We start from the raw sequence: 12558 nt of genomic DNA, 5'->3' as shown, positions 1-12558 counted from the left end.
GCGCCGTTAGTCTAGATTCAGAAACCATCCAACCTGTTTTTGTTATTATCATCTCTGCCAGAATAATCCAAAGAAAAAATATAATAAGGAAAATAACAATGCCGTGGCCAAAACCGCTGAGCAGCGTGCTTAAGAATGCCCTCAGCAAATCTATCCAGTATGGGGCAGAAATCCTGCATCAGCGCATTCCATATTCAGCGGATAATCCCTATCTGGAAGGTATATTTGCACCAGAGCGGCAGGAACACTTTTCCACAAATTTAAAGGTTGAAGGGCAAATTCCTGCAGAACTGGATGGCGCATTAATGCGGATTGGTCCAAATCCTATTAATGTTAAAAACCCACGCAACTATCACTGGTTTACGGGCGATGGTATGTTGCATGCGCTCAGACTGAAGGGTGGCGAGGCACATTGGTATAAAAGCAGTTATATCGGTTCTGCCAGTGTGCAGAAAAAACTTCATCGACCACAAATTCCAGGTAAAACCCGAGGTGTCGCGGATGCAGTCAATACCAATGTTATCCACTTTGCCGGAAAAATCTGGGCACTGGTAGAAGCGGGAGCTTATCCAGTTGAGTTGAATGCTGCACTGGAGTCAAAACGACATCATTTGTTTGAAGATGATCAGGATCTGCCATTTACTGCCCATCCGCATATTGATCCTGAAACCGGCGATATTCATGCAGTTTGTTATGATGCTTTAAGTCAGAACAAAGTTTTTTATTTGCTGATAGATTCAAAAGGTAAGTTGAAACATCACGTCGACATTCCAGTGAAACATGGTCCGATGATTCATGATTGTGCCATTACCAGATCTCAGGTGCTGATTCTGGACCTGAATGTGAACTTTTCTGTACGCAGTGCTTTAAAGGGTTCAATATTGCCATATCAATGGAATCCAAAACGGCAGGCACGCATGGGTATATTGCCTTTTGGCGGTAAGGCAATAGATATTCGCTGGTATGAGATTGATCCCTGTTTTATTTTTCATACCGTGAATGCTTATGAGCTGGATTCTGGTGATGTGGTTATGGATGCGGTGGTGCACTCCAAAGCATTGGTCAGTTCGATTCAGGGACCGATTGAAGATCAGGATATTCGGCTAGAACGATTCATTTTTGAACACGGTACTGGAAAAGTGGTTCGGACGATATTATCCGAGATGAAACAGGAATTCCCACGGATTAATGAAGCTTATACAGGTCGGCCTTATCGCTATGTCTACACTATTTCCTTTGGCGAGTTTGACGATCCTTCTCATGTCAGCAGCAATACTCTTTTGAGCCATGATGTGGAAACTGGCAATTCAGAAAGCTATTCTTTTGGAGAAAACTGGGTAACAGGAGAGGTGATATTCGTCGCACGGGAAGGTGCTCAAGCTGAAAATGATGGCTGGCTGATGTCTTATGTTCATGCTTTAGATGATAGTCCATCTAGGGTAGTGATTCTGGATGCACAGCATATGACTGAAGGGCCGATTGCAACCATTCATTTACCGGTACGTGTACCCGTCGGGTTTCATTGTAACTGGATTGATTATTGGAAATTGAGAACCCACTATTCATAGGTTTTGATTATTTACTGGCATTTTTAAGATGGCATAGCCTTCATATAGCGTGAAGACTTCACTCTCTGTTTGCAGGCTGATAGGGCTTTAAAGAACGAAAAATATATTGCATAGGATAAGCAAAATTATGTGTTAGGCAGAAATTCATTCTTGAATCTCTGCCTAAGCGCGATATCCATATCACCAAATGAGGTAGAACTTAAGGCTTTGTTTTTCTATAGCTGCTATTAAACCTTCTGAATAAACAGCTCACGATCAAAACGGTACTGTGGGAAAAATACTCCATCCTCAGCACGTTCACCCGCACCAATTACCATGACCGGATACTGTTCATCATTTAATTTCAGAATTTCACGAACCATCGGCTCATCAAAACCTTCCATCATACAGCTGTCAAAACCATAAGCACGTAAAGCTAAGACCAGGTTTTCACAAGCAAGCGCCGTCGTTTTGGTTGCCCAGAGTTTCGCATCAGCTGGGCTGAAAGCAGACACTGGCATTTGTTTGTCCAGTGTACGGGCAACTTTGAAAGCCACTTTCTTAAAGTTACCAAAAGCATTCAGATAACCAGTCTTATAGTTGTAGGGAATATATTTATAGTATTTCTTAATCGCGGGCGGAGCTTCTGGAAATGGAAATTCATTCACATTACGTTTTGCCATTTCATCAATACGGTCGGTACGTGCGATACAGACAATTAGCTCAGAAGCTGTTTTAGCTGCCAGTTGACTCATACAGGCTTTGACCAGACTTTTTTTCTTGCCCGGATTTTGTACCACATAAAAAGTCCAAGGCTGCAAGTTCGATGAATTTGGTGCCAACAATGCCAGATCTAGACAGGCATCCAGCACTTCAACGGGAATTGGCTTTTTGGTAAATTTACGCACCGAACGTCGGCTTTCAATCACCTTACGAAAATTACCTATATCTATATCTTGAGGTGCAGGTTCGTAATAACGTTTCTTTTCTGGATTTAAACTATCTGTTGTTTGGGAAGAGGTTTGGGAGTTTTGATTTGGCATACTTCAGATTCTTGGAAAAATAAAAGATTGAGGCAGTCTAAACCACCTCGTTGAACTCATAAGTTTGAAAATTAGTTGAATTGTGTGAAATCAGGTTTACGTTTTTGCATAAAGGCTTGAACCGCTTCCAGCATTTCTGGCGAGCCAACACGCTGCATGAAAATTTCTGCTTCATGGTCAATCCATTCCACAATTTCATTCACATTATGTTTCATCAAGGCTTTAGATTGCACCAGTGATGCCAATGGCAGGGCAGAGAGCTGGGCAGCTTGTGCTGCTGCTTTAGTATAAACATCTTCTTCAATGCTATTCACCAGACCTGCGTCGAGTGCTTTTTCGCTATTGAATTTTTGCGCAGTCAGCAATAATTCGGCCGCTTTATGATAACCCGCTTGCTGAATCAACAGCTTGCTTGAAGCACCTTCAGGCGATAGACCCAGACTGACAAATGGAATCTGGAACAGGGCGGTATTGTCACTATAGACCAGATCACAATGCAGTAAGATCGTCACGCCAATGCCGATTGCAACACCACGCACGGCTGCAATCAATGGCTTGGAAAATTTTGCAGCAGATTTCAGTAAAACAAACGGTGGGCCTTCAGCGGCGGGTGCCTGACCTTTCTTCGCAGCAGATTTCATAAAATCCTGCATATCATTGCCCGCACTAAAGTCTGCATCCTGACCACGTAATACAACTACACGAACTTCAGGTGCCTGATCAGCTTCATCCAAGGCTTTCGCAATCCAGAGATACAGCTCGCTATATAACGCATTTTTCGCTTCCGGGCGATTGATGGCTAAAGTGAGTACACCATGTTCTAAATTCGCATTCAAATGCTCATGAGGTTGTTGAATACAGCTCAGTGTCATCGTACTATCCTTGCTTTAAAACTTAATTTGATTTTATGGGAATGATTATGTCGCATATTTATTGGGACAGCACAACTCATGAGTCATAAAAAACTGATCCCTTATGAACTATACATTTGATTATCTGGTTTTCATTGGCCGTTTTCAGCCTTTTCATCTGGCACACATGCAAACGATTAACATTGCCCTGCAACACAGTCAACATGTGATTTTGGCTCTCGGCTCTGCGCAAAATGAACGCAATATCAAAAATCCATTCTTGGCTTCGGAGCGTGAAGCCATGATCCTGTCAAATTTTAGTCCAGAAGATCGGGCTCGGATCAAATTTGTAGAAGTCATTGATGTTTATAATGATGAAAAATGGCAAAAACTGGTGAAATCGCTGGTGAATCAGGTTATTGAACCGGATGCCAAAGTTGGGCTGATTGGGCACTTTAAAGATGATTCTTCTTATTATTTAAAGTTTTTTCCAGAATGGGAAATGGTCGAACTTGACAGTCTTGAAGATGCCTTATCCGCCACGCCGATGCGTGAAGCTTATTATCGTGGCGAAATTCAACGGGATAAATTTCCACAAGGCACAATTGATTTTCTAGAGAATTTCCAAAAAACCACGACCTATCAGAAACTCAGTGAAAAATTTGCCCAGAATGATAAAACCAATCTAGTTTAAAAGTATCAGGTTGTTATGGGTTGATTCATGGTAGTTTGAGCATGCTGTTTCAAACATTCGCCTAAAATTTCCAGGGCAGACGACTGTTCTTTCCAGTGATGCCAATACAAGGGTACTTCAATTCGCATCTCACTCGAAAGTTCAAGCAGTTCACCTGACTCCAGCAAATCCCTGGTTTGATAGTCCGGCAGCCAGCCATATCCTAGACCCATGACAATCGCATCAAAAAACGCATGGGTCGATGGAATAAAGAAATGAGGATATTGAGCAAGGTTCAGGCCAAATTCGTGCTGAATAAATTGGGTATGGAGTTGGTCTTTTTCATTAAAAATAATGGCAGGGGCAAGGCGTAGCGCATCCCGATGTACCCCTTGATGAAACCAGTTTCGGGAAAAGTCAGGGGTGGCGACCAGACGATACTGCATCTGTCCGATCAACTCAGCCCGGCAACCTTTCATTGCCTTGGCTTCAGTACTCAAACAGGCATTGACGAGACCTGCTTCTAACAGATGATGAGTCTGTGATTGATCATCTACCTGAAAATGCAGCACAATTTTATGCTGGATCAGCTGGGTTTGTAAGGTTGGTAATAGCCAGGTCGCGAGTGAATCAGCATTGGTGGCAATATTCAGGCAGTAGAAACCTTCATGTTGCAGCTGTCCACCCAGATCCTGCATCAGATTCTGTTCTAGCAAACGTTGATGCTGTAAATAATGCAATAAAGTTTGCCCGGATTGGGTCACGCGGCAAGGCCGATCTCTGACCAGAAGCAATTGTCCCAATTTTTTTTCCAGACTTTGAACACGAAGGGTCACTGCCGAAGCAGTAATATTTAGCTGCTCGGCAGCCAGATCGAAACTTCCCGTTTTTGCAACTGCATAAAAAGCATCACATTGTTTCGCATTCAGCATTTCTATTATCTAAAAATAATTTAGTTAAATTGATATTAACTTAGTTTTAATTAATCGCACTCATTTTGTTCAATAATTCATTTATTCGAAAAAGGGGAATGTGATGTTCAGTTATATGATGAGTGGTTTTGCTGTGGGAATGAGCCTGATTGTCAGTATCGGTGCACAGAATGCTTTTGTATTAAAACAAGGTTTAAAACAGCAGCATGTGTTCTGGGTCTGTGTGATTTGTGCCTTGTCTGATTCCATTTTAATTCTGCTTGGCGTACTGGGCTTTGCGCGCGTTATTGAACATTATCCGGATATTGTTATATTTTCTAAATATATTGGCGCAGGATTCCTATTTTATTATGGTTTGCACCATGCGATCAGCGCATTTAAATCAACAGAGGTTTTGGCACCAAGTGATCAGCTAACAGAGCATTTTCTACAAGTACTGATGATCTGCTTGGCTTTTACCTGGCTAAATCCGCATGTTTACTTAGACACAGTCATATTGATTGGATCAATTTCAACTCAATACGCCTTAGGAAAATGGTGGTTTGCTTTAGGCGCTGTCTGTGCTTCCTGGTTTTTCTTCTTTAGTTTGGGATATGGGGCAAAGATACTGACGCCTTGGTTCCAACATCCAAAAGCATGGAAAATACTGGATGCTATTATTGCCTGTACCATGTGGGGCGTCGCAGTGTCATTAATTCTCAGTATTTGATTCAGGCTACGAAAGCTGATAGATCGGTTAAGAGTTGTCTAAGCGTGTCATTTTAGATAGTGATCGTGAATAGGCAGCGTAGAAAACAACTCTTTTCAGTGCTGCAAGCACATGGATATTTCCAATATAAATTGAGCTTAAAATCAACGATCTGGTTTGTATAAAAAATTTATAAAATCAAAATTTTATAAGAGGAAACCAGTCTCCTGCTAGGCTAGCAGGGCCACTTATTAGAGAAAAATCAAAGCAAGTATTTTGTCCGTTAGTCATGAATGATTTTACAAAAACTTCAATAAACTGGTATAAAAATAACGAAAACCTGTTCGCTCAAAAACAAGAAAGTTTAGTTTCAGATTAAGCGGTGTACTTAAATCCGATCAATAAGAAATTAAACAAGGTGGATTTAAAATTGAAAACAATAATAAAAACTGGGCTCGCTAGCCTAGCGATCTGTTTAGCTTTGACCAGTCAGTCTTTTGCAAGATCATGGACCTTAACTCCCAAAAGTGATGTCGGTTTTGAGATTAAGTCGATGGGTCTTACTGTAGTTAAAGCCAAGTTCAATCAGGTTCAATCCACGATGCAGTTTGACGTTAAAGCACCGCAAAATGCCTCAACTCATCTGGTCATGGATGTGGAAAGTTTAAGCTTTAGTAAGCCGCTATTTAAACATATGATTTTGGGCGAAGACCTGTTTTATGTAGAAAAATATAAGACTGTAATTTTTAAAAGTATCCAGTTTAAAGACTTGGGAAATGGCAAATACAATGTTTTAGGTTATTTAACCCTGCGTGGTGTGACCAAGCCTGTGATTTTTGAAACAACCTTTAAACCCAGTATGTCGAATGCCAACCTGCTTGATGTTCAGGCATCTGCCGTGATTAACCGTAGGGATTTTGGTATGAAAAAAGGAATTGCCGGCGTAGGGGATAAAGTGAATCTTCATCTATCAGGACAGTGTGAAATGAACTAGGGGAAATATAAAATACTTGATGATATGAAAGTTATTGTAAAAAAAGCCCGAATGGTTCGAGCTTCTATTTATACACAAGCATGCAATTAAGCAGCTTGCAAGGCTTTTAAATCTTCCAGAACTTGTTCTGCATGACCTGCTGCTTTGACCTTACGGTATTCTTTGACCAGTTGGCCATTATGGAAAATAAAAGTTGAACGCTCAATGCCCATTACTTGTTTGCCATACATGTTCTTTTCTTTAATCACATCAAAGTGATTGCACAACACTTCTTCTTTATCGCTGATCAGATTGATACTCAAATTTTGCTTTTCAGTAAAGTTCTGATGCGCTTTTACCGAATCACGTGATACGCCAAGAATTGTGGTGTTTAAAGCATCGAACTGATCTTTTAAACAGGAAAAGCCAACTGCCTGAGTCGTACAGCCTGGCGTAGAATCTTTAGGATAAAAATAAATCACCAGCCATTCTGTATTCAACTGGGTTAAATTGATTTCGCCTGTCGTCGCAGGAAAATTCTGGTCAAGCAAACTAATTTCAGACATAAAAACTCCTGTTTTCTTTAAATTTTTTCAAAAAAATAAGCCACATTATAGTGGCTTATTTTATCAAAGAATAATCAGATCTTATTTCTTTGGTGCCGCTTGAGCTGATTTCATTGCTTCTTCAGTCAAAGTTTTCAGTTTGCCTGTTAACTGTGGACCAAAGCATGCTTGAAGATCTTTATTCTGCTTCTGTACAAAAGCTAAAGTGCCTGGGCTTTTCTTCTGGTTAATAGTGCTTTGAATTTCCCATTTTTGTGCATTGGTTAATTTGCTATCTGCTTCAATAGCACAACCACAATATTTGCTGACTTCAGCAGATGTCAATTTTTTGCTTTTGCCAGTTTCATTTTTACAAACATTGATCAATGCAGATTTTACATTGGTGCTTTTATAAGCTTGTTGTAATTTGTCATCAGCCGCTTGAGCCGTAGTTGCGAACATAGCAGCAGCTGAAACAATTGCTGAAAGCACGATGCTTGATTTTAAATTCTTCATAAACTCTACCTTGTTATTACGGTATATAACGTGTCGGGTCTTCAACACCTGCGTCCGCAAAACCCTGTTTACGTAAACGACAACTGTCGCATTTGCCACAGGCACGTCCTTGGTCATCTGCTTGATAGCATGACACCGTTTGACTGTAGTCTACGCCATGTTCAATACCTAAGCGAATAATATTTGCTTTGGATAAATGTAACAAAGGTGTTTCAAATTTGAGCGCCTGACCCTCTACGCCGACCTTGGTTGCAAGGCGTGCCATGTTGGCAAATGCGTCAATAAATTCCGGACGGCAATCTGGATAACCGGAGTAATCAACCGCATTAATTCCGATGACAATCGCTTCAGCTTCGAACACTTCAGCTGCTGCTAAGGCGTAAGACAAGAAGATAGTATTACGTGCAGGAACATAGGTAATCGGAATACCAGCCTGTTCATGGTCGGGCACCTCAATACTATGATCGGTAAGGGCTGAGCCACCCAGATTACCCAAATCGATATTGATCACTCGATGTTCCACACCCGCACGTTGCGTTAAGGCTTTTGCTGCATCCAGCTCGGTCGTTGAACGCTGACCATATCGAAAACTAAGTGCGATACATTCATAGCGTGCCTGCGCCCAAGCCAGACATGTGGTTGAGTCTAATCCGCCAGATAACAGGACAATGGCACGAGGGCGCATAAGCTGATTCTCCAAAAAATACTTTACAAAAAATTAACGACCAGTTTCATCATTCCATAACAACTTGTGTAGCTGTAACTGGAAACGAACAGGGAGATGGTCTTCTAAAATCCACTGAGCCAAATCACGTGCCAGTGGTGGTAAACGAACCGCACCTTTTTCAACTGCAAATGCAGGCGAAAACCAAACTGTACTCACTTTGTCTTGAAGTTGGTACAGCTCTAACTGCTGCTTTGACCATTCATAGTCTTCACGATTGCATATCACAAACTTGATTTGATCATGTGCAGTTAAATGATCGAGATTAGAAAGCAAATTCCGTGCAACTTCACCTGAAGTTGGTGTTTTTAAATCGAGGACTTTGGAAACACGTGAATCCACTTTGGACACATCTAAAGCGCCACTGGTTTCAAGTGAAACTTCGCATCCTAAATCTGCCAGTCGCTGCATCAGGGGTAGGGCATTGGGCTGCGCCAGTGGTTCACCACCGGTCACACAGACATAAGGGGTTTTAAAATCAAGCGTGGTCTGGATAATATCGTCCAGAGACTGACGCTCACCGCCTTCAAAGGAATAGGTGGTATCACAATAGCTACAACGCAATGGGCAACCGGTTAAACGGATAAATACTGTTGGCAGTCCTGCGGCATTGGCTTCACCTTGCAATGAATAGAAAATCTCCGTAATGCGTAAACCCGCAGACGGATCAGAGACAGGAATTGCGGAAGATCGAAGCGTATTCATAACAAAACTAACCAATGAAAAATAAATAACCGGGTATAAAAATAAAAATCCCTACGATTATTACTAATCGTAGAGACGAGGAGCAGTTGAAGCTCCGAGGAACACAAATGTGTCCTCTAAGTTAAGACATCTTAGTCTTCACGTAATAGATCGTTCAGACTTGTTTTAGAACGAGTTTGTGCATCAACTTTTTTCACGATGATGGCAGCATACAGGCTGTAAGTGCCACACTTAGAAGGGAGGCTACCAGCAACAACGACTGAACCTGCTGGTACACGGCCGTAGTGGATTTCGCCAGTGGCACGGTCATAAATCTTGGTTGATTGACCAATGAATACGCCCATTGAAATCACAGAACCTTCTTCAACGATTACGCCTTCAACGATTTCAGAACGTGCACCGATAAAGCAGTTATCTTCAATAATGGTTGGATTCGCTTGAAGCGGTTCAAGCACACCACCAATACCTACACCACCTGACAAGTGAACATTTTTACCGATTTGTGCACATGAACCTACAGTTGCCCAAGTATCAACCATCGTGCCTTCATCTACATAAGCACCGATGTTGACATAAGAAGGCATCAAGATTACGCCTTTGGCCTGAAAAGAACCTTTACGTGCGACAGCAGGTGGTACGACACGTACACCAGCAGCCTTGAATTGTTCTTCAGTCCAACCAGAGAATTTAGTCTCTACTTTGTCATAGAAACGAAGATCACAAGCTTCCATTGGTTTATTGTCGTTTAATTTAAATGATAACAATACCGCTTTTTTAATCCATTGATGAACAACCCATTCACCATCGATTTTTTCAGCAACACGTAAAGTACCATTGTCTAGACCAGCAATTACTTCCTCAACTGCTTGACGGATTTCAGCAGAGCAATCTGCAGCTGTAAAATTCGCACGGTCTTCAAACGCTTGTTCAATGATTGTTGAAAGCTGCGACATGATCTTCCTTCCAGAAAAAAATTTTCTAGATTTTACACTATATTGCAGGAAAAATAGTTGAAAGCACTAAAAATAGATGAAAAATAACCAGAAGTGTAGAAAGCGTGAAATTATTAAAGTGATAAGTGTACTTTTTCATTATGTTGAAATGTAGGAGAAGTGTTAGAAAACACTTGGTTCTCAACAAGAAAAATTAATTTGTATCAAAAAATAACAAAAGATGAGCAAAATGTGAATAAAAAATATTTTTTAAGTCCTTTATATTGAGCCTATCACGAATAACTAATGATCAAAATAAGTTCTTTTGAGGAGAGAAATAATGAAATCTTTACATAATATTTTAGCAGTATCAGTCTTAGCTCTAGCAGCGGGTTCTGCGATGGCTGCTGATGAAACAATCGTAACAGATGAAGGCGTTGCTGAATTCTCTTTCTTTAAACCCGCAGCTGTTCGTGCTGAAGTCGGTACTACCGGTTATGGTGGGGCAATTTCTTGGAATGCCAATCCATATGTCGGCGTGACTTTAGGTTATAACGGTGGTGACATTTCCTGGTCGGATGATTTATCAATCAATGGTACAAAATATGACCTGGATATGGACAATAACTTGACCTATTTAAATGCTGAAATTCGTCCTTGGGCGAACTGGTTCTATATGGCAGCAGGTGTAGCATATGTTGACAATGATTATGGTCTAGAAAGTCGTACCGGTGCTGATGGTACTATTAGTGTTGATGGTAATCGATACAGAACAGTAGGAAGCACTACTGGGCGTGTGACAGGAGATTTATCTTACAAAAACAATATTGCACCTTATGTAGGGATCGGTTTCTCTCCAGCAATTACCAATCGTTGGGGTGTATTTGGTGAAATCGGTGCATATTATAATGGTAACCCAAGTGTTAATCTAACTCCTACAGGCGCATTTGTTCCAGTAGATGAGTTTAATCCAGATATTCCAGATTTTGATACTGCCTTACGTAATGAAGAAAACGAGATTCGTAATGACAATAAATACGAATGGCTACCAGTCGCAAAATTGGGTGTCAGCTTCCGCTTCTAAGTTTTAATCTATAAAAAACGGGCTTCGGCCCGTTTTTTATGCTTTGTAATAAGTAATTTAAAAGTGATAACCCAGTTTCAAACCTGCGATCAAAGCACTATTTTCAGAAACTGCAGATAAACCTGCAATCTGTGGCGTAATAGGTGCGGATGAAGAAATTTCAGGTTTTTGAAACTTTAAATAATATAGTCCTGTAGCAATATCCCAGGTTTCTTGAATCTTATAAAGATGACCTAAGCTGATGCCCCAATAGCCATCACTCGGATTCAAGGTTGAAGCCGGATTTCCTGTACCAGAATCCCATAAAAGTTCAATCGAATTTATGCCAAAAGATGGCCATTGATGAGCAAGTCCGATTTTTCCAGACCATTGATCCTTACGATAATTAATCATTCTAAAAGATTTTACTTCAGGGAACTGTAAGGCCGCATAGTCAATTACAGCGCCAAATTTAGGCGGCTGGATCACGAAATTTTGCCAGTTTGACCAACGCAGCGTGCCATAGAGAGCATTTTGATCAGTTAAAGCTGTCTGAAAATCCAAGTTCACAGACTGTGGAGTTTGAATTTCTGTATAAGGTGCTGGATTTGTACCTACAATAATTGATTCAGTGGTTTTATTGTGATGAGTAATTGCAGAACGATAGGTCAGTGCGGTTCTAAAAAAACATTCAGGAATCTGATAACTGATTCCTGCAAGCCAGCCCCAAGCGGGATCTCGTTCTAATGTGGCTCGATAACCATTGAATATATAAAATGTCTGCCCGGATAAATATAAATTTCCCTCTAAGCTTTGATAACTTAGCCCTGTATAAAAATTCCAGTTATCGTTTGGTTGAAAGCCAATTAATGAGGTCAAATTATGGCTCTCAAACTGAATGGTAGCAGCCTCAATTGGAAGCGCTGCACCTGCAAAAACAGGATCATAACGATAAGCGATATCTATAGAATAAGGCTGATCGTAAATCAGTCCCCACGACACTTGAGGATTCAACTGGAATTTTAATGCGGCATTGGAAACCCATTGGTTATGGGTAAGATTTCCTGTAGAAAAATCGGTGATGCCTAATTGTTGCAGCTCTTCGGTATGTTGTACCTGACCGCTGATATCAGGGCGAACCCAGGCCAATGAAACTTCAGCATAATGATTTTTTTCAAAAAACGATTGAATGCTTTGGTTAGATTGTTCAAACGCTGCTGCATAACCTGACCCGGAGAAAAACAAGCCCATGGAGAAAAGAGCAAATTTATGATTGATCATCTTGGTATAATTCAATTTATTATATACTTGATTATGCTTGATATTTATATTCTTTATCTACTCAAAAAATAAAAAAGAGGCGATG

The 12558-nt window shown here is 40.8% G+C and carries 14 protein-coding genes; 5 read left to right on the top strand and 9 right to left on the bottom strand.

Annotation, left to right across the window (positions count from 1 at the left end):
* Positions 1 to 98 precede the first annotated feature (98 nt).
* On the top strand, positions 99 to 1568 hold the full coding sequence (locus tag FTV08_RS00485; RefSeq protein ID WP_180086211.1) for a carotenoid oxygenase family protein: 1470 nt from the start codon (positions 99 to 101) through the stop codon (positions 1566 to 1568).
* A gap of 227 nt (positions 1569 to 1795) precedes the next feature.
* Here the strand turns inward: FTV08_RS00485 and FTV08_RS00480 are convergent, their stop codons facing one another.
* Both FTV08_RS00480 and FTV08_RS00475 read right to left on the bottom strand, forming a co-directional pair.
* A complete protein-coding gene (locus tag FTV08_RS00480; RefSeq protein ID WP_180086209.1) occupies positions 1796 to 2590 on the bottom strand; it encodes a nitroreductase family protein in 795 nt (264 codons plus the stop codon).
* A gap of 71 nt (positions 2591 to 2661) precedes the next feature.
* Complete coding sequence (locus FTV08_RS00475) at positions 2662 to 3462, bottom strand: enoyl-CoA hydratase-related protein (protein ID WP_004731699.1); 801 nt, start codon at positions 3460 to 3462, stop codon at positions 2662 to 2664.
* A 103-nt stretch (positions 3463 to 3565) separates the two neighbouring features.
* Here FTV08_RS00475 and FTV08_RS00470 point away from each other — a divergent pair, with 103 nt between their 5' ends.
* On the top strand, positions 3566 to 4135 hold the full coding sequence (locus tag FTV08_RS00470) for a nicotinate-nicotinamide nucleotide adenylyltransferase (RefSeq protein ID WP_180086207.1): 570 nt from the start codon (positions 3566 to 3568) through the stop codon (positions 4133 to 4135).
* Positions 4136 to 4140: 5 nt separating this feature from the next.
* Here the strand turns inward: FTV08_RS00470 and FTV08_RS00465 are convergent, their stop codons facing one another.
* A complete protein-coding gene (locus tag FTV08_RS00465) occupies positions 4141 to 5046 on the bottom strand; it encodes a LysR family transcriptional regulator ArgP (RefSeq protein WP_071850387.1) in 906 nt (301 codons plus the stop codon).
* A 103-nt stretch (positions 5047 to 5149) separates the two neighbouring features.
* On the opposite strand from FTV08_RS00465, the gene FTV08_RS00460 reads away from it, so the two are divergent.
* Positions 5150 to 5755 carry a LysE/ArgO family amino acid transporter gene (locus FTV08_RS00460; protein ID WP_005103823.1) on the top strand — a complete coding sequence of 202 codons (606 nt, stop codon included), beginning with the start codon at positions 5150 to 5152 and terminating at the stop codon, positions 5753 to 5755.
* Between the two features lie 409 nt (positions 5756 to 6164).
* On the top strand, positions 6165 to 6728 hold the full coding sequence (locus FTV08_RS00455; protein ID WP_180086205.1) for a YceI family protein: 564 nt from the start codon (positions 6165 to 6167) through the stop codon (positions 6726 to 6728).
* A gap of 86 nt (positions 6729 to 6814) precedes the next feature.
* Here FTV08_RS00455 and FTV08_RS00450 read toward each other — a convergent pair whose 3' ends face one another.
* From FTV08_RS00450 to dapD, 5 genes are all read right to left on the bottom strand, one after another.
* Positions 6815 to 7273 (bottom strand): peroxiredoxin, encoded by a 459-nt coding sequence (locus FTV08_RS00450; protein WP_004731690.1) that lies wholly within the window; start codon positions 7271 to 7273, stop codon positions 6815 to 6817.
* 81 nt (positions 7274 to 7354) lie between these two features.
* Entirely contained in the window at positions 7355 to 7768 is a 414-nt protein-coding gene (locus FTV08_RS00445; RefSeq protein ID WP_180086203.1) for a hypothetical protein, read from the bottom strand.
* Positions 7769 to 7784: 16 nt separating this feature from the next.
* Positions 7785 to 8453, bottom strand: a complete 669-nt coding sequence (gene queC, locus FTV08_RS00440) for a 7-cyano-7-deazaguanine synthase QueC (RefSeq protein WP_005097579.1) — start codon at positions 8451 to 8453, stop codon at positions 7785 to 7787.
* Positions 8454 to 8486: 33 nt separating this feature from the next.
* Positions 8487 to 9197, bottom strand: a complete 711-nt coding sequence (gene queE, locus FTV08_RS00435) for a 7-carboxy-7-deazaguanine synthase QueE (protein WP_180086201.1) — start codon at positions 9195 to 9197, stop codon at positions 8487 to 8489.
* A 131-nt stretch (positions 9198 to 9328) separates the two neighbouring features.
* Positions 9329 to 10150, bottom strand: coding sequence for a 2,3,4,5-tetrahydropyridine-2,6-dicarboxylate N-succinyltransferase (gene dapD, locus FTV08_RS00430; protein ID WP_004645637.1), 822 nt, complete (start codon positions 10148 to 10150; stop codon positions 9329 to 9331).
* A 319-nt stretch (positions 10151 to 10469) separates the two neighbouring features.
* On the opposite strand from dapD, the gene carO reads away from it, so the two are divergent.
* Positions 10470 to 11213, top strand: a complete 744-nt coding sequence (carO, locus tag FTV08_RS00425; RefSeq protein ID WP_180086199.1) for an ornithine uptake porin CarO — start codon at positions 10470 to 10472, stop codon at positions 11211 to 11213.
* A gap of 57 nt (positions 11214 to 11270) precedes the next feature.
* On the opposite strand, the gene FTV08_RS00420 is transcribed toward carO, so the two are convergent.
* Positions 11271 to 12473 carry an OmpP1/FadL family transporter gene (locus FTV08_RS00420; protein WP_180086197.1) on the bottom strand — a complete coding sequence of 401 codons (1203 nt, stop codon included), beginning with the start codon at positions 12471 to 12473 and terminating at the stop codon, positions 11271 to 11273.
* Positions 12474 to 12558 lie beyond the last annotated feature (85 nt).

Origin of the sequence: Acinetobacter sp. YH12226, from assembly GCF_013417805.1 — a bacterium.
Classification (GTDB): domain Bacteria; phylum Pseudomonadota; class Gammaproteobacteria; order Pseudomonadales; family Moraxellaceae; genus Acinetobacter.
Note: the sequence above shows the minus strand (reverse complement) of the source record. Positions and strands in the feature narration are given on the sequence as shown.